Genomic DNA, 25148 nt, shown 5'->3' with positions numbered 1-25148 from the left:
AGGGGGCGACAATTATTGTTTAATTTGCCTGAAACTCATTTTAATTTCGGTGGAGACGAATACATATATGCTGAAATTTCTCGTGATATGAGGATTGAGAGTAACTTTAAAGCAATTGCGGTGACGGAGGAGCTGAGAAAAAGAGAGATTCCAGGCGTTATTGATATTGTTTCATCCAATGCCTCCTATTTAGTTCGTTATAACCCGGACATCGTCTCAGCAAGAGATTTGCTGGACTATTTAAAAGAAATAGATTTGACGAAAAGCAATCCTGAAAAGTTAAATTTATCAGTACGAATAGTAGAAATTCCAGCATGGTACGACGATCCAGTGTCAAGAGAATATTCCATGCGTTTTAAGAGCAGACACCCTGCCCCTGACTTAACAGACTTTGAATATGTGATGAAAGTAAATGGGTTTACAGACAAAGAATCATTTATAAAATCTCATTCAGACACACCCTATTTAATTACAATGGTTGGATTTCTGCCAGGAACGGGTTGGCATTTTCCGCTTGGATTGCAGCCAAATGAGATCATTCAAGCACCAAAATATAATAGTCCCCGTACAGAAACGCCGGAAAGAGGCATTGGTATAGGTGGTGCATTCAATGTGATTTATCCAGTCAATGGACCAGGTAGCTATCAACTAATAGGACGATCAGCTATCCCTTTAGTAGATAAAACAAACCCATTAGAAGAGACTTCTTTTTTGGCAAGACCAGGAGATATATGGAAGTATCGTCCTGTTAAGGAATCCGAATATAATGAGATCGAAAGCAGCGTACGTGCTGGAACGTATCATAATAAAGTAAAAGAAATTGATCTTTCTCCACTTGAATATGTACAAAAAGGAAAAAAGTATATCGATGAGCTCATGGAGGATTTTTAAATGATAGAAATTAAGGAGCCTGGGTTATGGACAACGGTACAGGACTTGGGACGCGTCGGGAAGTATCATCTGGGCGTACCGCCATCAGGAGCAGCTGATAAATATTCATTTATTATTGGGAACCTACTTGTAGGAAATCCTGCTGAGTTTGCATCACTTGAGATGACATTATTAGGGGGAGAGTTTGAATTTCATAGAAATTTAATTATTGCCCTTACAGGTGCTCCAATGGAAGCATACTTAAATCACCAACGATTATCTTTCTGGGAAACCCACCAAGTAAAAGAAGGAGACATTTTAACGATAAAAGCTTGCCAACAAGGGGTGAAAAGTTATTTAAGTATCTCTGGTGGCATAAAGGTTCAAGATGTTTTAGGTAGTAAATCAACCTACGAACTAAGCCAGATTGGGGGCTTTGATGGCAGAAAGTTAGCTGTAGGCGATAGAATACAGATTAATGAACCATTGCCAGGGGCTTCAAAACAGGTTGGTAAATCTGCTCCACTAGAATTCGTCCCAACCTTTAATGATTTTCAAGAATTACGTGTCACGATGGGGTTATCGGGTTACTTATTGAGCGATCAAGGGTTAAAAACTTTCCTCAATTCGGAATGGATCGTTTCGCATGAATCCAACCGGGTTGCTTACCGATATACTGGCCCAAGAGTGTCATTCACTGAGCAATATCCACCATTCGGTGCAGGAACTAGTTTTTCGAATGTTGTTGATTTTGCGTATCCTATAGGATCTATTATGTTTACAAATGAGGAAGAACTGATTGTTTTACATAATGATGCAATGACAGGAGGGGGTTTTGTTACAATAGGAACCGTCATAAGCCAAGATTTAGATTTAATTTCTCAATCTAGACCTTTATCGAAATGTCACTTCATCACAGTTACTATTGACCAGGCCATCCAAACGCGAGCAGAAAGAAGAAAAAGGATGGAAACGCTGGTCGGTCTTATTAAAAGGTAAGTAATGACTTAAACTTTGTACCAAAATAATAACTGGAGCAGGATGTATGAGTATTAAATGAAGAGGCTCAAAATAACTCGATAGCAGAAGCGGAAATCAAGAGCTTCTAGTCAGTGTTTAGATTGAAGTCAACTTCCTATTAATATGAACTTTCGATTTTTCAATGAACATGATTATTACGAGAGCACACTCTTACTGGGTGTGCTCTTTTTTTATTATTAATGCACTATTGCCATTGAAATGTCAGTACTTCATGTTTTCCTGTATAGGACAATCTCTGATCAGGAAATGCTTGATGTAAGGAGGCGATGTATGAGTGGGTACTTTTGAAGTTCTTTCCCTAATGCTAAGCTTTGGCATGTTTGTAATTGCTATTCTTGATTTTAAAAATCATGACAAGAATCCTTGAAGATACCGATATATGTTTTTAAACGATAGTCCGTTATTCTATTGATGGAAATGTTTTTATTAAAAAGGCCAGTGTCCTAAGGATGGTAAAAGTTTTCCGATTCTTTTTACTTGCAGAGAACACCCAATGAGGTGTTCTTTTTGTTGTTGATAGGTATACCTGAATCAAAGCAAATCCTATCATTGTTGCTATCTACATTGACAAAAAAATGATGTGTCAGTATAGTTCTAATAGACCGGTTGATATAATTTTAAGGAGTGATTCAGCTATGGCAGACAAAAGAAGCTCAAAAGAAGTTCTGATTGAAGCTGCTTCTCGACTTTTTCGAATACGTGGATATTATGGTGTAGGGCTTAAGGACATTATTGAGGAAAGTGGTATTCCTAAAGGCTCGCTGTATCATTATTTTCCTAAAGGAAAAGAAGAATTGGCTATTGAGGCGATTAATCATACAAAAGAAATGGTTGTAGGTGAAATTCAGCGAGAATTTGATGAAATTGAAGACCCTATTAAAGCAATTCAGGCTCATATTTATCAATTATCCGAGGTTTTTGGCGAAAATGGTAATCTTTTAGGCTTGCCAATCGGAACAATAGCGGCTGAAACATATACGACAAGTGAGCCTATAAGAATGGCCTGTCAAGAAGCTGTAACGGATTGGCAATCTATTTATGTGAAAAAATTACATGAGGCAGGATACAGTGAGAAGCGGTCTAAGGATTTGAGTATCGTCATTAACGCTTTAATAGAAGGTGGTATTCTTTTATCTTTAACGGCGAAAAGTGGGGAACCTCTCCACGCTATTGCGGAGCAGATACCATTATTGTTGATAAATAAATAAGTCATACGGAAAAATTATTATAAGCTTAGGTCGATGCAGTTAGTAATTGGAGGAATTTTTTTATGTCTACAGATGCAACACAGCAACAAAACCCAGTCATTAGAACGACCCCTATATTAATCTCTTTTTTAATTGCAGGGTTCATTGGGTTATTTAGTGAGACAGCTTTAAATATGGCACTTGGCGATTTAATACAGGAATTTAATGTTAGTCCTTCTACTGTGCAATGGCTGACAACGGGGTATCTATTAACATTGGGGATATTGGTTCCAGTTTCGGGGCTCTTGATTCAGTGGTTTAATACTCGTCAATTATTCATTGCATCAATGGTGTTCTCTATTATCGGAACGCTCATTGCTGCAATAGCACCTGGTTTCGGCCTATTAATGCTAGCTCGTGTCATCCAGGCAGTCGGAACGGGACTTTTACTTCCTCTTATGTTTAATACCATTTTGGTAATTTTCCCAATTCATAAAAGGGGAGCAACCATGGGGTTGATGGGGCTCGTGATCATGTTTGCACCAGCCATCGGACCGACAGTTTCAGGTTTGATCATCGAAAATCTGACTTGGCATTTTATTTTCTGGGTGTCTTTGCCGTTCTTTGTGATCGCTTTACTATTTGGTCTCAAGTATATGCAAAACGTTTCAACGATCACCAAGCCTAAAATCGATGTACCATCCATTATTTTATCGACCATTGGTTTTGGGGGAATAGTTTATGGCTTTAGTATTGTAGGAGATCAAGGATGGAGAAATGCGATCGTTCTATCCTCGATCATTGTAGGCCTTGTAGCGCTATTCCTGTTTGCTGTAAGACAATTCAACATGGATAAACCGATGATTGACTTGCGTGTTTTTAAATATCCTATGTTCACGCTAGGGTTAATAACCGTCTTCATTACCTTCATGATTATCATGTCATCTATGATCCTATTACCATTATACTTGCAAACTGGGCTAGCGTTAGCTGCGTTTTCAGCAGGTCTTGTACTTTTACCAGGTGGCGTACTGAATGGTTTCATGTCTCCAATTACGGGGCGCATTTTTGATAAATTTGGACCAAGAGGGCTAGTGATTCCAGGCTTTATTATCATGATTGCTATGTTATGGACTTTGACGAACGTAACGACTGAAACCTCTATCATTATGGTAATCGTCATGCATACTTTCCTTATGATTGGTGTTTCGATGGTCATGATGCCTGCTCAGACAAATGGGCTGAATCAACTGCCGAAAAATCTTTATCCAGATGGAACGGCTCTTATGAATACATTACAACAAGTATCGGGAGCCATTGGTACGACGGTTGCTATTACCATCATGTCAGCATCTCAAAAGAACTATATGGCTAGTGTAGAAGACCCATTTGACCCATCAACCATTAGCGGTTCATTGACTGCAGGTGTTCAGGATGCCTTTGTTTTCGGTCTAGTCCTTGCAATCGTCGGTTTGATTGTGTCGTTCTTTATTAAAACAGCTCGCGATAAATAAGGAAGATCTCTTAACGTAATAACATAAAGAAGCCAGCAGGGAATGGAGTTTCTCTGTCTGGCTTTTTTATTGTTTGTTTGGCTCTGTTAAAGGATGTTGTTGATTTTGAGCTAAGGCAGGGTAGTTGAACAAGAAAACATATAAAATTTTAGAGGAATAAGGGTCAACCACTTGTCATCCCTCTGGATAGAAACAAAAAGATTATGAAGCGCCTTTGTCGTTTTGTGCTTAACAAAATTCACTAGCTGTAAGGAAAAGCCCATTCATTAAATTAGTTAGTATTGAGCATGTAAAGGTTCCATAAGCAGGGAAGCCAATTCGAACAACTTAGATTTAACCAGTTTTATTTTATCTCCATTGCATTCCATATTTCGATCACAGCTGAAATATTCAGAAGTTATAATAGGCACAGGTTGGTCATTATAATATGTAGGGAGATAAAAAATGAATACTTTCAAATTTACACTGTTAATACTCTTAACAACATTTTTAATGGGTTCTTCTTTTGCTGTAGGTAAAATAGGTTTGTCTTATTCATCCCCGTTGTTATTAGCAGCATTACGCTTCACACTTGCCGGACTCTTAATGGTAGTAATCGTTATCGCTTTAAAAAGACCGCACCCAGAATCTAAAAGAAACTGGATAAAGATGCTTATTATTGGTACTTTCCAAACAGCTGGTGTTATGGGGTGTATTTTCTTAAGTTTACGAACCATTACAGCTAGTGAATCCTCAATTCTAACATTCACTAACCCTTTACTTGTTGTTCTATTTGGTACCGTATTTTTACAAACGCGCTATAAACTTTATCAATGGATTGGTGTTCTTTTAGGATTAGTAGGAGTAAGCATTACAATGGGAACGCAAATTGAATTTAAGATTGGTATTCTTTTTGGCATTCTTTCTGCTGTTTTTTGGGCAATTTCAACATTATTAGTTAAAAAGTGGGGATTGTTTTTCGATACGTGGGTTCTATCTGCTTATCAGATGTTTTTTGGTGGATTACTACTTTTACTTAGCAGCTTTATTCTTGAAAAACCAGTCTTCATTTTGAACGGTAATTCATTGTTCATTTTATTATGGTTAAGTATTATGTCTTCTATTGTTCAATTTGCCGTCTGGTATTATCTTTTACAAAAGGGTGATCCAGGAAAAACGAGTGCCTTTTTATTTTTGGCACCTTTCTTTGGTGTATTATCTGGCTGGTTACTATTAGGGGAGACGTTATACCCTTCAATCATAGTTGGTGGCTTGTTTATTATAATTGGTGTCTATCTTGTAAATAGAAATTTCCAGCAGAAAAATAACCAAGTTAAAAGAGCTTTATAAATAAATCGTTTGCTCTAAGCTTTCAATCGCAAATGTAACCCCTCATAGTGTTCAGAAAAAAATAAGTTACCCTTATCTGTGAACTAAGGAGGGGTTTTTCTCAGCGTTAAATTACACATTTATATTAAAAGCTTGTTTAAACCCTACTTTTCCTTTATCTGTGACTTTAACAGCGCGAATTGATGGAACTTGTATTATCCAACCTAATTCAAAAAAGTGTGTCATAAGTCCATGCCCTAAAGAGCCAGCAAGATGATGATGACGCTCACTCCAGTCTAGACACGCGTGAGAAAATGAGCGGCGTTTTCTTTTTAAGATACATAAATCAAGGCCGAAATCAGTAAAAAACTGTTCTCCTTTAGGTGTAACTACAAATTCTCTTTCTTCTTTATCCAAATAACCAGCATTCAACATCGATTCGGTTAAATCGACTCCTAATTTTCCTGCTAAATGGTCATAGCAAGTTCTTGCTTCCCGAAGCAATTTTACCTGACTAGATTGTTTTAAAGAACGCACTTCAGGAGGTGGGGAAATCGCAAGGAACGATTCTAAAATGCGCGCAACTTCTCCATTTGCTAGTTGGAAATAGCGATGACGTCCGTGTTTTTCAACGTTAACAAGGTTACCTTCTATCAATTTAGAAAGGTGAAAGCTGGCTGTTTGAGGTGTTATCGCAGCCATAAAAGCTAATTCACTGGCTGTATGAAAACGTCCGTCCATTAAACTCGTTAGAATTGTTGCCCGCGACGTTTCTCCAAGGAGAAAGGCAACTTCAGCCACATTTGGATTTATATTCACTTTTACCATCCTTTCTGCATTCCACATTTCGATTATAGTTGTAGTGTCTATCGTTTTCAATGAATAATAACAATTCCAAGGGGGAACATGATGAACACCTATAATATAGAAATATTTACTTCTCAAAGAACAGACCACGTTTCAAAAGGATCTGCAAGCATGGCAGATAAGGTGATAGAATTTGGAAGGTAACCTGGATTTATCAGTGTTGAGAGCGCAAGAGATCACGAAGGGTATGGTTATTTTACAGTCCCTTATTTGGAATCCAGTAGCACAACAAAAAGGAAAAGAAATGTAGTACAGAAAAATACAACGTGCAGATTTGTAAAGTAGTAAGAGCTATTCTTTTATAGGGGGTAAATGAGTTGTCTAGTTCAACTGAAAATAAATGTACAGTCCCTGGTTGCTAAATGGAAGCAGCTCTTTTTCTTATTGGCTATGTTAAATCTAATAACGAAGTGGGGCACGTCATCATAAACGGCAGTAAGAAATATTATGTAAAGAAAGGCATCTACCACCTCAATAATATTAATAATTACCATTACCGTTTAAAGAAATGGATAAGTCGTTTTAATGGTGTTTCTACGAAGTATTTACAACTTTATTTAGTGTGGTTTCAATTTCTCGACAATAGGAAAATGGAAAGCCATTTGAGCAAGAAAAAGCAAATGCAAATGCTTATCTTGGGTTTAGTGGCAATCTACAGAAACTTTGATTTTTGCAGCCCTGATCAGGACTGTAACTAACGATAGAATGGCAAGATATTTTTTCATTTTATTAATAATTATCTTACGAATCATAAATTCGAGTGAGAATCTTGTAGCAACAAATGAGTCAACTAACGATACCGCAGCTACCTCTTCTTAGAAAACTTTATAATCTCAATAGAGTAAGCTAATTGGTACATAATCAAATCAGCATTAAATTAAGACTTCGTAATGTCTCATAAGACTTGTATCATAGAGGGCTCATTTTACGGCCACTTTGCTGAAGATAAACAAGTCTTAGCAGGAGATCCGTTAATCAGCAGCAGCCGATACGACGTCACATTCGGAACATTCATCGTAGGCGATAAATCACTTAACGTTTACATCAATGGAATGCTACAGAAATCGTAACAAGTCCGAGCATAGCGGACTTGTCTAAATGTAGAGGCTGGTGCTGTTATTGAGTATTTATATAGGCTTGAAGGTATTCAAACCCTTTTGATAGAACTCTATATAATGCGGAAAAGTACAGAGTTCAAGCATACTTTGGGGGTGAGTTAAGGAACTGGAAAAGAAAGATAAAATTACGCACATTAAGTACGCGCAAATGAACAGCGATCCGAAAATTGAACAAGTGACAAATCTGGGAAGCTTCAGAAATCCTTAGATGAACAATGGGAAAAAGAATTTGAAATAATGATAGAAGAGCACAAGGACTATATATTTTTGTTCACAGAAATGAAAGAATTTCAAGATTTCGAAGAAGAGCTAAGAAAACGAATGGGTGAGTCAATTAAACAAGCAGAATTGGAATTCATAAAAGAATTGATAGAGAGCACTTATAGGACGGTTTACATCTTAAAGGGCAGGAGGACACAACTTTGAAAAAGTTCTTATTATCATTATTAGGTGGAGTAATAATAGGGGGAATTATTTGTTACGTTTTTATGGACTATGAAACATCAAACTATGTAATACAAAATTATAATGGTCAGAAAGAGAAAGAAATTAAAGAATGGGACTTCATGTATCTATCACAAGCTGGGTTCATAATTTTGGCAACAACTCTGTTGATTTATTTTTCTTGGGGCGCTGTAGAAAAACGAGTGGATAAAGATAATAAAATGTAAATATTTTAATTTTTTACAATAATTTAACATTTATTTGTCGTTTTGTGTTAATGTTGTTTTGTGATTATCGAAATTGATAATAACAAAAACAATTGATTGGGGATGTAAGGAATGAAAGCCTTGAAAAGGCTACTATTCTCGTGTTTAGCAGTGATGTTGTTTTCTTCGCTACTAAGTACGGAAGCGTATGCGGGAGGACAGAAAAATAATTATGTTTATAAGCTTGGTAAAAGCGGTTCATCAGGTACTTTCTCTAAATTACAAAAAATTAGGTCTGGTCTTTATTTCACAGCATGTGGCAAGGTGACATACGACCTCGAACACATTGTTAATTTCGGAAAATGGGATACGAAGAACTTCAGGTGGAATACTTCCTCTTTTACACTGTCCAATCTTAAGGGCAGAATGACTGGCGGTGTTGCGTTGACAGGAAACTACGAGGGGACAGGAAATAACAAGCTAGATCATAAATACTCTGGTGTTGAACTAAAAAGCGGCACATTCAAATATACGTGGAATCGTACGATGGCTTTAGGTCCAAAAAACAAAAATGCTCACTACGATATAACAACAAAATCAGGCTGGGCAACTCCATCAATCAATTGTAATAACGAAGCAAACGTTGTTTTAGACGTTGGCGGCAGCGCATCATCTCTTGCTTATTTGGATGAGGCAGCAAGTTTTGAAACTTATTCTGACGAAGATATCCCGACTGAATTTACAGAAAAGACAGAGAGCTTATCTGAGGCTATAGGAGACGATTTTGACGGACAAGTTGAACCATTAGGCAAGGATGTCGTTGTCAGTCACTTCGATAATGCAAAAAAAGATACTATCATTCTAACCCAACAAAATGATACTCCTATCAGTGTTAATAATGTAGATGACGAGGACTTTTCTAAAGTTGTGGTAGATGATGTTGCATACGAAATAGGCAATTTTAAAAATGCTGCAGATGAAAAAATGAATGTTGTAAAGTTTGAAAAGGACGGCATTTACATGGCGTTAGTTACAAATCAAACGAATGAAGAAGCTCTTAAACTTGCAGAAGAATTGAAGTGAAAATATTATTCGAGAGAGGTTCTATTTATTTAGAACCTCTCTTTGTGGGGTCCTACCAACAAAACGTGGAAAACATACGCTAAGTATCCCTATGTTCAAGAGTGGGGTTCTTTTTCTAGAAGGGTTACCGCCAACAGGATTAATATTGTCCATTAGATAGCAAGATAAAGATCAGAGTGAAGTAGTAAGTGGAGCAGGAATCTTCGGTAATTTTGTTTATCTTTTGTAACTTTACTACCATTTAAGGTAAGAAAGGCGATATATATTATAGTGTGCCTTCTTATGGTCCTTTTGTTTCTATTGGTTTATGGGAAGTATCCAAGGTTTAGTTATGCAACTTACGGGTGCGTTAGTTGAATAAGGAATTCTTTATATATGGTTTAATATGGTAGCATGGCTGGGGAGGAGGAGTTGAAACTTCACGAAATCCTCATGTCCTGAAATCACTCCATTTAACCGAGTATTTGTGAGAAAATCGTATTAAACTAAGGGAGTTCAAGAAAGTACTAACGCAGCAGTTTTCAATACTTCGGAGGCAAGTTAATTAAAGAACCCTCCAAAAATCATCGTTTTGAGAGGGTTTTACTTTATCTACAAGTTTGTAGAGTTGGAGATTAAATATGTCTCAAACGATTGCTCAAATTCTAAGTCACATAAACAACCGTTTTGATATATTTTCTTAGGGTTGGAAATCCGCATAATCTTGTGATGCTACCTCTATATAAACTTCCCCATACTAAATGAGTAAAAAGTTATTTGGAGTAATATGATTTTTTCTACTGTCAATTAAAGCAATACAGTGAGCCAATCGCTCTATCCCTAGTTTAATTTGACTCTCGTTCACTTGAGAGATGCTTAATCGAACGAGATTTTCCTTTTTATATTCGGGTAAAAACATTCTAGAGGCATCATCAACATAAATATGTTGCTCGTTTAGCATATGAACTACCTGTTTTGCTGTCACATTCTCGGGCAAACTGATGGATAGATAGAATCCTGAAGTCGGTTTAGAAAAATGAGTATTAGCCGGTAGTAATAATTCACATGCTTCTTGAAGAATTTGCATTTTAGTACGGTATACCTCTTTTACTTTTTTGAGATGGCTATTAAACATACCACTTTTTAAATAGATTTCTAGCGCACCTTGAGAAAGTGCTGAACTATTAAAATCTGAACTAAATTTATAACGTAAAAAATTGTTAATCATTAATGTAGGAAGAACGACAGTACCAATCCTTAACCCTGGGAGAAAAATTTTCGAAAAGCTTTTAATATAAATCACTCTCCCAGAAGGATCAAAAGAAAATAAAGGATCTGATTTTGGATTTGGATCAAGGTCTCCTAAAATATCATCCTCCACTATATATACATCGTATTTTTCAGCTAACTCAACGATTTTTTTCTTTACGCTATTCGTGTAACAATGTCCAAGTGGATTGTGAAATCTCGGGATAATATAGAAAAATTTTATATCATTATTTCGAAAAATGTATTCCAGACGATCAAGATCAATCCCTTCCATTGATAATTCAATTCCAAAAGTAGTAGCTTGATGCAGATTGATGGACTCAATGAATCCGAAATAAGTAGGCTGTTCAATTAGAATATTGTTTTTTCCATTTGGAAATGGCATAGAAACTAATAAATTAAGGGCTTGCTGCGAGCCAGATACAACGACTACTCTTTCAGGTTGAGTGAACACCTGTAAATTCTGCATATACTTCACTAACTGTACTCGTAATGAGTAAATCCCTTGTTGATCAGAGTATGTAAAAAGCTCTTCTTTATATAGTTCAATTGCTTGATTCATACAATGTTGAAACTCAACATAAGGCATAATGTTTTTATCTGGACCAGCAGATAAGAAATCAATCACCTCATTTTCATTCGTCGCATCTTGAAATTCATTCACAACATAGTAGCCACTTTTAGGAACAGAATAAATTAAATGCTCTTTTTCTAGTTCGATGTACGCTTTAATAACTGTATTTTTGCTACATGAAAAGTACTCAGATAACTGACGAACAGAAGGGAGTTTACTACCTGCAATGAGCGATCCATCTGCTAGTCGAAGCTTAATTTCTTCCATTATCTTAATATATTTTGAGTTCATATATTGATCCTCCTTTAACTGTACCAGGACAGATAGGTAAAAAAATGGTTTATTTTCATTGTGTGTACCTATTATTATTTTAATTATATCAGAACTATTTTTAAGAAAAGTAGAAAATGGTACAGAGGTGATACAAACTATAAAAATGGGGGTAGGATAAGATGCAGAGAGAAACCAGAGAGAAACTTGGATTATTGTTAGGATTAGTAGGTGTCATTTGTTTTAGCTTAACACTCCCTGCTACAAGTATTGCAGTAGAGTATTTTGGGACTACGATAGTCGGTTTAGGAAGAACAGTCGTTGCTGCTATTTTAGTAGTTGTGGTATTGATCGTTCGAAAAGAAAAACTACCTTCTCCAGGCCAATTCAAAAGTCTACTTATTGTTGCTGTTGGTGCAGTTTTAGGATTTCCTCTCCTCACTTCTTGGGCAATGGAATCCTTACCTGTTTCTCATGGAGCTGTGGAATTAGCCCTGTTACCGTTAGCAACAGCCGGATTTGCTATGTTTAGAGCAGGTGAAATCCCTTCTCTCAAATTCTGGATTTCAAGTATAATCGGCTCTTTAGCTGTCATTATGTATGCACTTCATCTTGGATTCGGTCAATTGCAATTTGCCGATTTAGCTTTACTAGCAGCAGTGATTATACTGGGACTTAGTTACGCAGAAGGGGGGAAATTAGCGAAAGAATTAGGTAGCTGGCAAGTAATTGCTTGGGCAATTATGATCGGTGCTCCATTTTTTATTATTCCAGTTGGGCTAAACCTTACAACTGAAATGCTACATGCCCCTTTACAAGCTTGGGTTAGTTTTATTTATCTCGCAGTGGTTAGTCAATTTCTAGCATATGTTGCTTGGTATAGCGGAATGGCTATGGGCGGAATAGCAAGAGTTAGTCAGATTCAATACTTACAACCATTTTTGATGATTCTATTTGCAACAGTATTTCTAGATGAATCCATCACATTTTTCACTCTTGTAATAGCAGTGATTGTTGTCTTTTCTGTTATTTTAGGCAAAAATGCTCACGTATCAAAAAACGGAGCTGTATCAGAGAAAAACTAACTGCATGTTCAATTGAGATAGGTAACGTATGGCATATAGCTTATAGAACGACCGAATTGTATTAGATGAAGAAGTTGTCATGAATATAGAGGATTGTGGTTAACAAACCGTTATCCTATAGAGAAATTATAAAATTAATGATAAGAAAAGATTCTGAGAGGAGAAAAAACATGTATATTCCTACACATTTTAAAATTAAAGACGAAACGCTTGCCTTCGACATTATAAAGGAACATAGTTTTGCGACTCTTTTTTCTCAACATAATGGAATGCCTTTTGCGACTCATTTACCGTTAATTTTGAACAAGGATAATTCATACTTATATGGACATTTTGCTCGTCCTAATCCTCAGTGGAAAGACATCAAAAATCAAACCGTCTTAGCTATTTTTCATGGTCCGCATTGTTATATCTCCCCATCTTGGTATGAGACGAATAAAGCAGTACCAACATGGAATTATGTGACCGTTCATGTTTACGGAGAAGTCGAACTGCAAGAGGATGAACATGAGTTAATGAGCTCCCTACATGATATGGTATCGAAGTACGAAGCTCCTGACAGTTCATACAGTTTGCAAGATGTTGATGCTGAGTTTCTCGCTGGTATGAACAAGGGAGTTCAAGGATTCAAAATAAAAATTAACAAAATAGAAGGGAAAGCAAAGTTAAGTCAAAACCATCCATTGCAGAGACAAGAGTCAATTGTTAATCAACTGGAACAAATTTCAAATACAGATGAGCAACTGATTTCATTATTAATGAAAGGAAACCTAAAAAAATAACGTTGAATGTTACTGCACTAACAGGAGTGTTGATCCAATAAGGATTAACGCTCTTTTTTTTTGAACTTCTTTTAGATCAATTCGGTGACGGAATATATGAGGTAATAAAAGTTTATGACGGAGAAGTCTTGGATTTGAGTCAATATTTTGGACACAAAAAAGTTAAATCTTAAGCTTTATTTCTTGGCTTGGGACTTTTATATCCTAAGCTGCTGTGAATTCTTTTTCAATACAAAAAGAAGTAATGAATAGAGGAATAAAGAAGCTTTGGGTTTTTCCAATAAATGAATCAGTAGAAAAAGTATATCAAAAGTATGGATTTCAAACAGTTGATAAATTGAAAAATGGACATTCATTTTTAGCTGGGAAAAGTATTAAAGAAATTAGAGTTTAGAAATAGTCTTAAACTAATAGGTGCTTGTATTAAGTAGGTTGTTGGTCACCCTTTTTATTTGAAAGCTATGTTTAACTTGATTGTTGATTTCATTCAAATTAAAAAGCGAATTCGAAATATAAATGGAATACGCTTCTTTTTATGGGCGACGAATAATTAATAATTGGCCCCCGAAAAATCCAAAAACACATTAATTAGCCCTAACAACATATCCAAAATAATAAAAATTATAATAATTGTAATGATACGTTGCAATGTAAGAACATAAACTTCTTTATCTTTATAACGCTTATAAAAAATCCATAAAACAATTCCTCCTGATAAAAAGATTAAATTAAATGCTAAATATACAATCTTAAAAATAGTCAACTTTCAAAAACACCTTCTCTTTTCTTAGCTAAGACAGCTTATTTATTTCATTATAGCTATTACTCTACAAATATTTGCGAAAGCATTGTTATGCTATCATTTTTCTTAATGGAATCGTTGCTTTTGTTTCGGTTATTGGGTGTAAGCAACTTTCCACCGCAAACGTGTGAATACTACGTTCATCTGTATCAAAAGCAAGTGTATCCAAGAAATTAAACCAACCCAAATACGTTGTAAAAAGAAATAATAAAGCCATTGAAAAAATGTTCATCATGTTATTCCGGAATCGAGCCATTTAATCGAATAAAACAATGCATAATCGATAAAAAACACAAAAAGCGAATTGTTTTTGAAATGGTTTCAAGATTAATTAAAGTAATTTTTTCTATATATATGGGGATAATTCAGAGAGGATTCTTTTATGAAGTTTTGTAAGGTGAAAATAAAATTCCCCTGAAAGGATGAAATAAATGAAAGTGGTTACAATTTCAACAGTAGATGAACTTGTAAACGCAGTTGGCAATCAAGCGATTGAAGTAATTCGTGTGAAAGGAAAAATAATTGAAAGTCCTTCGTTAAACTTGTCACCAGGGCAACAATTACTGGGTGAAGGTGATTCAATGATCAAATTTAAGAGAGGTATTGATGGTATTGAGGTAAGTCGGGACAATAAGATTGAAGGATTAACATTTATAGTTGAACCTAGCTGTCGAGCAATTTTAAACAGACCAGATGTAGATTCACTCGGAACATTAAGCTTAAAGAATGTAAAAACAATCGGACAAATTCAACTATTAGCTACTGGTTCTGTACGTTCGGGGCAGGTAATTGCACAAAATGTGGAAGTAATCGAAGCGGATACGAGGGAACTACAGGATCGACCTAAAGGATTTGGTGTATACGTCTTGCAGGGAGCCTTCACATTATGGAATCAACAAACCGATTCGAACGTGACAATTACAGCTCATCTTACTGGTCTGAGGGCAGGAAGTAATGAAAAACCTGTACAAGGAAGTGGCATATTTGTTAGTGGGGCTGGCGATGTAGGCGGTCGACTCGAAGTGGATATGTTAGAAACAGGTGAGATACACTCAAATGGTGGAATTAAACAAGGCACGCCAGATGTCATTTCAGGTGGCGTTTTTGTCGTTTATGGTGCGCATGTGAAAAAGGTTGTGAATCATGGTTCTGTGACGACGTATGGTGTGAATGATATGGTGTTAGATAATTGGGGAATGGTGAACGAATGGATGGCAGAAAAGCGAATTACTTCTCATGGGCCAAGTGGTATTGGTTTTGTAAACTTTAGCGAAATCGGGACGCTGCGTATCCTCAGTGATATCGAAACGTACGGGATCGGTGCTCGGGGGTTTAATTTGTATGATGGAAGCTTAAAATATGCAGAATTTAAACGGATTGTTACTCATGCAAATGCTGCTGTTGGTATTCAAGTCAGTCGACCTCTAGGAACATTAGTCGTGCATGAAGATATTGAAACATTTGGAGGTGAAGGGGAATCCTTAGTAAAGGGAGTCATCACGCAACTATCTGCCGACGGATTAAGTGTCAAAGAAGGCGGTAAAATTGATAAGGTCGAAATTGGCGGCAGAATCGTTACAAATGGGCAAAATGTTCGAAGTCTTCACGTACAAGGTGAAATAAATACAATGACGGTCAAGGGTGGAATATTCTCAAATGGATCTGGATCGAAGGCAGTATTAATTGAAAATGGTATCGTCCCATTAAACGGTATAAAAATATATGAACAATCAGCAAAATAAAGAAAAATTTATCTTAATAATAGTCCTTATTGGAGTTAAGACAAACTATTTGGTAGATCAGCTACTGAGGAGGAAAAAACAATGACAAAATTAAATATCGGAATTATCTTAGGAAGTACACGCCAAGGACGTGTAAGTCCACAAGTAGGAGAATGGGTAAAAGGAATTGCTGACAAACGTGGCGATGCGAATTATGAAATCGTAGATATTGCAGACTTCAATTTACCTTTTGTATTTACAACTAATGGTGAAGAACCAGGATTAAAAGCTTGGTCAGAAAAGCTTACTAATTTAGATGGGTTTGTATTCATTGTGGCAGAATATAATCATAGCATCACAGGTGCATTAAAGAATGCATTAGATTCAGCTCGTGACGAATGGAATAATAAAGCTGCTGGTATTGTAAGCTATGGTTCAACTGGTGGTGCTCGTGCAGCTGAACATTTACGTGGAATTTTAGGAGAATTACTAGTTGCAGATGTTCGTGTACATCCAACATTGTCATTATTTACAGATTTTGAAAATGGAAGTGTTTTTAAACCAGCTGAACACCACCCTAAAAATGTAAATGCTATGCTTGACCAAGTTATCGCCTGGAGCGGTGCATTAAAAACTTTACGATAAAAATCATTCCAAACATTAGTAAATGTGAGGAGGATTATAGCTATCCCTCTTTTTGTGATAGCGTAATAACGGTTTAATGATATGAGTTCAGATCATTTTGGCTTTGTGAAGGCAAAGTGAAATAAAGGAGATATAATAAAACTCAATATTCTACCATGTAATGCACATTTTCTCCACGCCGCCCTTGGAGGCTTTCCCTCCCATATCAACGGGTCATAAAATATGCCCTCTCATTCCTTCGTCATGCCTATCCAAGGGGTGGAGGCCTTACCGGACCTTACTTATACAATTGTCGTCTTCATTGGATTGCGCTATTTGGATTTGGACTTTATGCGACCCCATCAACAGATATATCTGTATCTAATGCTCCTGCTGACAAAGTCGGTGAAGCAGCAGGAGTTTATAAAATGGCAAGCTCACTTGGCAGTGCAATAGGCGTCGCGATTTCTGCAGCTGTTTACGGTGCAATTGCAGCAAATGGAAATCTTGAACCAGCGGCTACAGTAGGTAGTATCGTAAACGTTATATTCGGTGTACTTTCAATATTCTCTACTATCTTTTTGGTGCCAAAAGATGCCGGTAAAACATCTAATGCTCCTGAAAAATTACCAGTTTGAAGCCCTGTTGTAGAATAATTAGTAGTTGGAAATGTAAAACGCCACATTTAGTGGCGTTTTCGAAAATAATAAAAGGAGGAAGAGTTTATGAGAAGTGAATTAATAGAAATGTTAGAATCTCGTAAGGATGAAATTATTGAAATTCGCAGACATCTACACCAAAATCCTGAGCTTTCTTTTAAAGAAGAAAAAACAGCTCAATATATTATTGATTTTTATAAAGGAAAGGACGTAGAAGTTCAATCTAATGTAGGTAATGGATACGGAATTATCGTGACAATTAAAGGTGGAAAGCCTGGAAAAAACATTGGTCTGCGCGCTGATTTTGATGCGCTCCCAATCGTCGAAGAAACGGATGTACCATTTACATCAAAAAATGAAGGCGTTATGCACGCGTGTGGTCATGATGGCCATACAGCCTACTTGTTAGTCTTAGCGGATTGCCTAATTCAATTAAAAGATGAAATTCCAGGTACAATAAAAATTATTCATCAACATGCGGAAGAAGTTCCGCCAGGCGGGGCAAAGAGTATTGTAGAATCCGGCATGCTTGACGATTTAGATAATGTATTTGGAATTCATCTGCTGCCAATGGGCCCAGCAGGAGTTGTTGGTTATCACGCTGGATATTCTTTTAACGGCAGGGCTTATATGAAATTAAAAATTCAAGGTAGAGGTGGACATGGTTCCTCACCACATCTAGCGAATGATGCCATTGTGGCTGGTGCTCATTTTGTTACAGCCGCTCAAACGATTATTAGCCGTCGATTAAGTCCTTTTGATATTGGTGTGATAACGATTGGTTCTTTTGATGGAAAAGGAACATTCAATGTAATTAAAGACAGCGTAGAGCTTGAAGGCGATATCCGTTATATGACTGTTGAAACAAAAGGAACAATTGAAAAAGAAGTTAAACGTCTTGTAAAAGGACTTGAAGAAGAATTTGGTGTAACATGTGATCTAACATATACGAATGATTATCCACCTTTATATAATGATCCTGAAATAACAGAAAAGGTTGCTGAGTTTCTCAAGAATGCAAATGATAAAGATATTAAAGAAGTAAAGGAATTTCCAGCAATGCCACCATCTGAAGACTTTGCTTACTATGCTGAAAAATTCCCTTCCTGCTTCTTTTACATTGCTTGTACACCTAAAGGAGTAGAAAAACCTTATTTTAATCATAATCCTAAATTTGATATCGATGAAGATGCCCTTCTCGTGGCAGCAAAAGCAGTAGGATATGTAGTTTGCGGTTATTATGAGTTAGATTAGGAAAAAGATTAGAATTGTTTGTAAGGTGTGGTATAGATGACCACATGGTTCGGTGTATTAGATAATTCTATTGATAAAAAGCAAAACGAATACCGAGACAAGCTAATAAAGAAGAAAGCGAAAAATCCATAGTATCATTGAGTTTGTGTAACATGAAACTACAAATGGAACATCAATTATCAGGAGCTGATCAGCAGCTCTTTTTCTTATGGAACTAAGGGGCAGGTTAGTAAAAGAAGGAATTTCCATTTTTCACACAAATGAAAAGGTGTCCAATGGTATGATTGAAAAAGAAATTGTACAGAACTTAATTTGTAGGGGGAAATATATTCTTGAAAATGGTTAGAATTATCTTAACAATAGTGGTTATTGTTCTATCAGGTTATAGTCTAATAACTCAAACCTATGAGTTAATGCCGTATTATATGTTGTTCCTTGGGGCACTTACGTTGGTGACAGGATTAGCCGAACTTCAAAAAGACAGAAAAGGATTTTGGGGGTATATGAATATTGCTATCTCTTTATTTATTTTCTTTGCTTCCATACAGGCATGAACTAAACGGGTGCTTTACTTCCATAAGTAAGGATGTCTTTTGTGTCGTATAAGACACAAACTGTGAAATAAAAATGAAAAAGAAAGAGTATCATATTACTCTTCCTTTCTGTCTATTTTATACTTGTCTAACCTTAATGAAATGTCTCTAAGTAAAATGTTTCTTTCCTTTTGAGTTTTGAGGAAGCTGATTAAAAACCAAACAATAAATGCTATTGGAATTAAATAAAATAGTATACCAGAAAGTGCCATAAAGTCTACCCAGTCCATTGTTTCTCTCTCCAATCTTTCTATATTGGTGAATTATAGCATATTTGTTTGATAGATTCTTAAATTGAACGGAATCCCAAACTATCGGAGCTGTCTTTAAGGCGACTTTTTTTTATGCAACTATAGGGGCAGTTTAGTGCAATAAGAAAATCAAAAATTGGGGATAATAACCTTTAATATTGTTAAATGAAAAGGAGATCTCCAATGAAGAGTAAATTTTCTTTTATTATTATTTAAATACTGCTGATAATAAATAATCAGAAATGATTGTTAGACATTACCTAAAAGGTGGAGTGAAAAAGTGGAAAATCATATTGCTTACCTTCTAGAACATTATGGGTACTTCGGAATTATATTTGCTTTAATCGGAGGTATTGTTGGACTTCCTATACCCGACGAGGTTATTCTTACATATATTGGTTACAATGTGTTTCAGGGTAAATTATCTTACTTAATTTCAATAGTAAGTGCCTTTGTAGGAGCAACGGGGGGGATTTCGCTTAGCTACTTCATTGGTTATAAATTTGGGTTGCCTTTATTAGAAAAGTTTGGACCAAAAATTCACATTACGGAACAAAAAATTAATAGAACAAAGAAATTATTCAAGAAATTCGGACCCTTTCTTTTATTATTTGGTTATTTTATTCCTGGGGTACGGCACCTTACAGCGTATATAGCAGCTGTCAATCGCTTCCCTTTTAGAATATTTGTTGTTTACGCCTATACTGGTGCATTAATATGGAGTTTTACTTTTATCACACTAGGAAGAATATTAGGGGAAAATTGGACCAATGTTGAACTATATATGTCAAAATACTGTATTTATTTAATTACGAGTTTATTGGTCCTTTCAATATTCATTTATTTTTTATGGAAGAGAAGAAATCGATTAAGAAGGGGTATTTCATAAAAGTGACGGTTAAGATGGAGGACTTCAATAAAATTATATTTAGAGCTTATAAAACTAACAGGTGCGTTAGTTTAGATCGGAGCTGTCTTTAAGGCGCCTTTTTCTTTATGCAACTAACGGGGCAGTTTAATTGAAGAAGGAAATTTAATATATTAAAAAGAATATACATATTTTGAGCAAATCCTCAAAAGGAAGGAAGTGATATTGGTTGAGTCGTATTAATAAGTTTGATTTCATCAAGGCTTCTATTGAAGACATTGATAAGATAGTTAGTTTGCGGTTAGCACTTTTAAAAGAACTAGGTTAGTTAAAATCTCTTCAGGAGGAACATCTTATGGAGACATCAACAAGAGAGTATTTACATAAAGCACTTTCAAAAAATGAATTTATATCCTATATTGCGGAATCGAATGGGGAAGCCATTAGTATTAGTGGAATGGTTTAATTTCAAAGACCACCATATTTGGAAAATCTTCATGGGGTTGAAGCCTACATTCTTAATATGTACACTATCCCTGAGTATCGTGGAAAAGGTTTGGCAAAACGAATGCTAAAAAAATGTATAGACGAAAGCAGAAATAGTGGTGTTAAACGGATTTGGTTGCACGCCTCTAAATGGAAAACATCTATACAAAAAAATGTGCTTTACGACGAAGGATAGTGAGATGGAGTTGTTTCTTTAATACGTTTTCTTGTTATCGATTAACGGGTGCAATAGTATAAGGTTGCCTGCTGCTTCGGCGGCTTTTTTCCCACTAAAGTGGCAGGATAAATGAAGAAGAAATCTCAATAGAAATACAAGATCACATGGTAATATAGTTTAAAAAGGGCTGTTATTAGACATGAAATTTTTTTTAATTGTTGCAATGGACAAGAATAGAGTAATTGGTAAAGAGAATGACATTCCGTGGAGAATTCCAAAGGATTGGCAGTATGTAAAGAAAACTACAAAGGGACATCCAATCATATTAGGTAGAAAGAACTTTGAGTCAATTGGAAGTGTCTTACCCGACAGAAGGAATATTATTTTGACAAGAGATAAGGCTTTTAATTTTGATGGTTGTGAAATTGCTCATTCAATCAAAAATGTTTTTAAGTTATGTGAAAATGAAGAAGAGATTTTCATTTTTGGAGGGGAACAAATTTATAAAATGTTCTTACCTTATGTAGAAAGGCTGTATATTACAAAAATTCATCATGAATTCGAAGGGGATACATTTTTTCCGGAAATTAATTTTAATGAATGGGAAGAAGTATCTGTAGAAAAAGGGATTACTGATGATGAAAATCCATATATTTACTATTTTCATGTTTATGAAAGAAAAAACATACTAAACTAACAGGCGCGTTTCTTCATTATTGTGTTTAGGAGATAATAGGGTGAATAAAGAAAAAAGAAAAAAGAAAAAAGAAAAAAGAAAGTATTTCTAAAAGGTATACTCGTTGAAATTCGAGATTCAGTCTTGTTTGAAGTAGCTTGGAGAATCTTATTTTTTATTCCAAGAATGATAATACGTTTAATCTATAATTTATTTTAACTTAAGGAAAAAAATAAGTTATTTTCAACTATCGGGTGCTATAGAATGATATAGGTTTTTGTAGCAGCTGTTTATTATTGCAAGTAGAAGGGTTATATGACATTATGTTGACCATATAGTTTATAGGCTGTTAAATAAAGAATGGAATCAAAGATAAAAGTTCTCAATGAAAAAGGGATCTTCCAATCGAAGATCCCTTTTTATACTGCTATTTCACTTAGAGTCACCCAGTCATTATTGGATCATTCCGTCCTCTTGAGCGATTTTTTCTACCTTATTATCGAAAGAGTATTCAAAAAAAACCCATAAATTCATCACCATATATGCTATGAACATTGGTCATCATTTCAATAAAGTCAGGGAATTTTCCATACGTACGATTACAACAATCTTTCTAATCATTATCTTTTAACTAAGGGCTTTACATCTTGCGGAATAGGGGAGACATAGCTTTTCCCTTTTAATCGTTCTTTTAGCTCTGCTTTTGCCTTGTCAATTAATTCTGGATTTTGGAGTACTTCTACTGCAGTTGCCGCAATAACCTTGCCAGCATGAAGCATACCTTTATGGGCAATAGATGTTGATCCGAGTGTAACCCACTGCCAGCTATGCAGAGGGGATCCAAGAACAAAACAAGCTGTTGTGCATTGAGCAGTAGGAACCATCCAACTAACATCCCCCACATCCGAGGAACCTGTTAATGGCGATTGACAGCCCTCAATGGGTTCCAACCAACTTGCCATAGCATCATCTTGACTATCATTAAACGGATTGATTGTACTATTCCTTTCTTGTTCGGTTAAGGTAGCACGGATCTCTTTTGCAAGCTGTTTTTCTTTATCATCGTGTTGTGGAATACCTAATTCTTGAAAATTCTTATACATAACCGAATCTAACACTGTGTTTTGGATAACATTAGAACAGGCTTTATCGAAAACGATTTCTACTTCAGTTCCTGTCATAAGGGCTGCTCCCCTAGCAATATTACAAACTCTTAAGTAAATATCTTGAACTTGTGAAACTTCTGGAGCTCGTAATAAATAAAGAACTTCTGCATCTTGTTGGACAACATTAGGCGATAATCCACCAGAATTCGTTATCGCATAATGAACTCTGGCGTCTTGGATAATATGTTCTCTTAAATAGTTCACGCCAACATTCATAAGTTCTACGGCATCTAAAGCACTACGTCCCAAATGTGGTGATGCTGCTGCATGAGAGCTTTTTCCTTTAAACTTATAATACACTTGGAAATTGGAAAGTGAATCCATCGACATAATTCCGTTAACATCTAGTGGATGCCAACAAAATGCAAAATCAACGTCATCGAATAAACCTTCTCTGACCATGAAGGTTTTGCCTGATCCGCCTTCTTCTCCAGGACATCCATAATAACGAACTGTCCCATTTATATGATTCTCTTCCATATAATTCTTCACTGCAACAGCAGCAGCTAACGATCCAGTACCAAGTAAATTGTGACCACATCCATGGCCATTTTCACCTTGTACAATTGGCTCTTGTTTAGCTGTAGCTGTTTTTTGACTCATACCTGACAACGCATCAAATTCTCCCATGATTGCCACAACAGGTTTACCAGTTCCAAAGCTACCAATAAATGCTGTCTCTATGTTTCCAACACCTTTTTCAACAGAAAAGCCTTCGTTTTCTAACGTGCTGCAAAGCAATTCAGCAGATTGATATTCTTCAAAACGTGTTTCTGCAAAATTCCATATACAGTCACTAACTTCAATGAATTTTTCTTTTTTTTGTTCAATGATTTCTGATAGTCTATTTACATGTGTCATTTTACACGCATTCCTTCCTATATATAATCAATTTAATATGAATGTATATTCGATTTAATATGAAATATTATTTTAAAAGTCGTCTTGCAATAAGATTCAAAAGTTCTACACTTCTTGGTAACACTTCTTCTTGAATATCAAATTTAGGATGGTGGTGTGGTGCAGGAATATCGGTCCCAATAATCATATATGTCCCTTTACCACCATTATCCTGTACTCTTCGAATCATAAAACTTGCATCCTCGCTTCCAGCAGAACCGGATTCCCTACATGCTTTGATTGTTGAAAAACCATCTACATTTCGGGCTTCTTCCATAGCTAGATCGACAAGTTCTTGATCACAATGAATCGTAATTGCTTGTCCTATAATTTCAATTTCATATTCAAGCTCATGCATACCTGCACTATGAGCCACGATATTTCGAACACGTTTCTCCATTTCTGCATTTGTTTCTTCGGTTACGGAACGGGTTTCAATTATCATTTTTGCATGCGCTGGAATAATATTAGCGGCTGTACCACCATTAAGAATACCTACATTTATGCGGGTAGAACCTGAACTAAATCTTGGAATAGCATGAATATTTAATAATGCAGTGGCTGCTCCTAACAATGCATTTTTTCCTTTTTCAGGAGAAGCACCTGCATGAGAAGATACCCCGTGAAAATGAGCTGCCATTTTCGTACTTGCTAAAAAGCCAGAAGACCCACCATGAAATTCTCCTAGAGGGACATCTGTGCCAAGGTGCAGACAATATAAATGATCCACATCATCTAAAATTCCTTTTTGTACAATTGAATAGGCACCGCGTACTCCCTCTTCAGCTGGTTGAAAAATAAGCTTAACCGTTCCTGCAAAGTTCTGGTCCGCTAATTTTTCAGCAAGCCCTAATCCAATTACTGTATGGCCATCGTGTGCACAGGCATGCATATTCCCTTCATATTTGGAACGAAAACCGTTAGTTTGTGGGAAGTGGTCAGAATCAGTACTTTCCGTTACAGGTAATGCATCCATATCAAACCGGAAAGCTACAGTTGGGCCATCTGTTTTTCCTTTTAATATACCGATAACAGCAGTATATCCACCCTCCATTTCTTGGAGAATTTCTGGATTTGCACCGTCTTGTAATGCTCTATTAAATGTTTCTTGTAATACTTCTGTAGGTGGAACTCCACGGCGAGAATCCCCATCTAAAGCATCTTTTCCAAATATCACGTTATATTTCAAAGAAGTTAGTACTTCTACTACTTTTGAAGCAGTTCGAAATTCGGTAAAGCCAACTTCTGGGTGTTGATGAAGATCACGTCTTAAAGAAATAATATCCAATTCTTTCACTCCTAAAGTTATTTGATGAAAATTTAATAATTTTCGACGAGTTTTGGCGTCTAGCCCAAGCAGCCTAGCCCCTCGA

General features: G+C 36.0%; 23 protein-coding genes and 3 pseudogenes. 21 read left to right on the top strand and 5 right to left on the bottom strand.

Translation table 11 applies throughout. The features are described from left to right. The first annotated feature begins 15 nt into the window (after window positions 1-15). From JFU50_RS05350 to JFU50_RS05330, 6 genes are all read left to right on the top strand, one after another. Window positions 16-891 (top strand): 5-oxoprolinase subunit B family protein, encoded by an 876-nt coding sequence (locus tag JFU50_RS05350; RefSeq protein ID WP_201182478.1) that lies wholly within the window; start codon window positions 16-18, stop codon window positions 889-891. Beyond that, window positions 892-1869, top strand: a complete 978-nt coding sequence (locus tag JFU50_RS05345) for a 5-oxoprolinase subunit C family protein (RefSeq protein ID WP_201221975.1) — start codon at window positions 892-894, stop codon at window positions 1867-1869. Window positions 1870-2185: 316 nt separating this feature from the next. Continuing rightward, complete coding sequence (locus tag JFU50_RS31925) at window positions 2186-2278, top strand: putative holin-like toxin (protein WP_223305372.1); 93 nt, start codon at window positions 2186-2188, stop codon at window positions 2276-2278. A gap of 268 nt (window positions 2279-2546) precedes the next feature. Beyond that, a complete protein-coding gene (locus JFU50_RS05340) occupies window positions 2547-3119 on the top strand; it encodes a TetR/AcrR family transcriptional regulator (protein WP_053344623.1) in 573 nt (190 codons plus the stop codon). Window positions 3120-3181: 62 nt separating this feature from the next. Further along, window positions 3182-4612, top strand: coding sequence for an MDR family MFS transporter (locus JFU50_RS05335; protein WP_116821497.1), 1431 nt, complete (start codon window positions 3182-3184; stop codon window positions 4610-4612). A 444-nt stretch (window positions 4613-5056) separates the two neighbouring features. Further along, complete coding sequence (locus JFU50_RS05330; protein WP_201182471.1) at window positions 5057-5941, top strand: DMT family transporter; 885 nt, start codon at window positions 5057-5059, stop codon at window positions 5939-5941. Window positions 5942-6052: 111 nt separating this feature from the next. Here the strand turns inward: JFU50_RS05330 and JFU50_RS05325 are convergent, their stop codons facing one another. Beyond that, entirely contained in the window at window positions 6053-6739 is a 687-nt protein-coding gene (locus JFU50_RS05325) for an ArsR/SmtB family transcription factor (RefSeq protein ID WP_201182469.1), read from the bottom strand. Between the two features lie 500 nt (window positions 6740-7239). Here JFU50_RS05325 and JFU50_RS05320 point away from each other — a divergent pair. From JFU50_RS05320 to JFU50_RS05305, 4 genes and pseudogenes are all read left to right on the top strand, one after another. Continuing rightward, window positions 7240-7485 (top strand): annotated as a pseudogene (locus JFU50_RS05320) (hypothetical protein); the annotation flags it as partial. 192 nt (window positions 7486-7677) lie between these two features. Then, window positions 7678-7857, top strand: coding sequence for a hypothetical protein (locus tag JFU50_RS05315; protein WP_201221973.1), 180 nt, complete (start codon window positions 7678-7680; stop codon window positions 7855-7857). Window positions 7858-8327: 470 nt separating this feature from the next. Further along, window positions 8328-8576 (top strand): hypothetical protein, encoded by a 249-nt coding sequence (locus JFU50_RS05310; protein WP_201182465.1) that lies wholly within the window; start codon window positions 8328-8330, stop codon window positions 8574-8576. Window positions 8577-8696: 120 nt separating this feature from the next. Next, window positions 8697-9638: a hypothetical protein gene (locus JFU50_RS05305; RefSeq protein ID WP_201221971.1), complete on the top strand. Its 942-nt coding sequence runs from the start codon at window positions 8697-8699 to the stop codon at window positions 9636-9638. Window positions 9639-10374: 736 nt separating this feature from the next. On the opposite strand, the gene JFU50_RS05300 is transcribed toward JFU50_RS05305, so the two are convergent. Continuing rightward, entirely contained in the window at window positions 10375-11751 is a 1377-nt protein-coding gene (locus JFU50_RS05300) for an aminotransferase-like domain-containing protein (protein ID WP_201221969.1), read from the bottom strand. A 161-nt stretch (window positions 11752-11912) separates the two neighbouring features. On the opposite strand from JFU50_RS05300, the gene JFU50_RS05295 reads away from it, so the two are divergent. The 3 genes and pseudogenes from JFU50_RS05295 to JFU50_RS05285 all read left to right on the top strand — a co-directional run. After that, complete coding sequence (locus tag JFU50_RS05295; protein WP_201221967.1) at window positions 11913-12815, top strand: DMT family transporter; 903 nt, start codon at window positions 11913-11915, stop codon at window positions 12813-12815. A 170-nt stretch (window positions 12816-12985) separates the two neighbouring features. Beyond that, window positions 12986-13597 carry an FMN-binding negative transcriptional regulator gene (locus JFU50_RS05290; protein ID WP_201221965.1) on the top strand — a complete coding sequence of 204 codons (612 nt, stop codon included), beginning with the start codon at window positions 12986-12988 and terminating at the stop codon, window positions 13595-13597. 229 nt (window positions 13598-13826) lie between these two features. Further along, window positions 13827-13991, top strand: a pseudogene (locus JFU50_RS05285) (GNAT family N-acetyltransferase); the annotation flags it as partial. A 457-nt stretch (window positions 13992-14448) separates the two neighbouring features. Here JFU50_RS05285 and JFU50_RS05280 read toward each other — a convergent pair. Then, entirely contained in the window at window positions 14449-14634 is a 186-nt protein-coding gene (locus JFU50_RS05280) for a hypothetical protein (protein WP_201221963.1), read from the bottom strand. Window positions 14635-14830: 196 nt separating this feature from the next. Between JFU50_RS05280 and JFU50_RS05275 the strand changes: the two genes are divergently transcribed. From JFU50_RS05275 to dfr, 8 genes and pseudogenes are all read left to right on the top strand, one after another. Then, window positions 14831-16141: a hypothetical protein gene (locus JFU50_RS05275; protein ID WP_201221961.1), complete on the top strand. Its 1311-nt coding sequence runs from the start codon at window positions 14831-14833 to the stop codon at window positions 16139-16141. An 81-nt stretch (window positions 16142-16222) separates the two neighbouring features. After that, window positions 16223-16765, top strand: a complete 543-nt coding sequence (locus tag JFU50_RS05270; RefSeq protein WP_201221959.1) for an NADPH-dependent FMN reductase — start codon at window positions 16223-16225, stop codon at window positions 16763-16765. A gap of 261 nt (window positions 16766-17026) precedes the next feature. Further along, window positions 17027-17382 (top strand): annotated as a pseudogene (locus JFU50_RS05265) (MFS transporter); the annotation flags it as partial. A gap of 87 nt (window positions 17383-17469) precedes the next feature. Next, complete coding sequence (locus JFU50_RS05260; protein ID WP_201221957.1) at window positions 17470-18657, top strand: amidohydrolase; 1188 nt, start codon at window positions 17470-17472, stop codon at window positions 18655-18657. 338 nt (window positions 18658-18995) lie between these two features. Further along, a complete protein-coding gene (locus tag JFU50_RS05255) occupies window positions 18996-19211 on the top strand; it encodes a DUF3953 domain-containing protein (protein WP_242489121.1) in 216 nt (71 codons plus the stop codon). 570 nt (window positions 19212-19781) lie between these two features. After that, on the top strand, window positions 19782-20390 hold the full coding sequence (locus tag JFU50_RS05250; RefSeq protein ID WP_201221953.1) for a DedA family protein: 609 nt from the start codon (window positions 19782-19784) through the stop codon (window positions 20388-20390). A 502-nt stretch (window positions 20391-20892) separates the two neighbouring features. Beyond that, window positions 20893-21051: a GNAT family N-acetyltransferase gene (locus tag JFU50_RS30650; protein ID WP_242486171.1), complete on the top strand. Its 159-nt coding sequence runs from the start codon at window positions 20893-20895 to the stop codon at window positions 21049-21051. A gap of 181 nt (window positions 21052-21232) precedes the next feature. Continuing rightward, on the top strand, window positions 21233-21730 hold the full coding sequence (gene dfr / locus JFU50_RS05240; protein ID WP_201221952.1) for a DfrD/DfrG/DfrK family trimethoprim-resistant dihydrofolate reductase: 498 nt from the start codon (window positions 21233-21235) through the stop codon (window positions 21728-21730). A gap of 599 nt (window positions 21731-22329) precedes the next feature. Here dfr and JFU50_RS05235 read toward each other — a convergent pair. Both JFU50_RS05235 and JFU50_RS05230 read right to left on the bottom strand, forming a co-directional pair. Beyond that, on the bottom strand, window positions 22330-23736 hold the full coding sequence (locus JFU50_RS05235) for a M20 family metallopeptidase (protein ID WP_201221951.1): 1407 nt from the start codon (window positions 23734-23736) through the stop codon (window positions 22330-22332). Window positions 23737-23803: 67 nt separating this feature from the next. After that, the gene (locus tag JFU50_RS05230) at window positions 23804-25063 is read right to left on the bottom strand and encodes an amidohydrolase (protein ID WP_201182425.1); all 1260 of its coding nucleotides are present in this window, start codon (window positions 25061-25063) and stop codon (window positions 23804-23806) included. Window positions 25064-25148: the final 85 nt, after the last annotated feature.

Origin of the sequence: Peribacillus sp. TH14, from assembly GCF_016651145.1 — a bacterium.
GTDB lineage: Bacteria > Bacillota > Bacilli > Bacillales > DSM-1321 > Peribacillus > Peribacillus butanolivorans.
The sequence above is the reverse complement of the archived record's forward strand: the minus strand, read 5'-3'. Positions and strand labels throughout refer to the sequence as shown.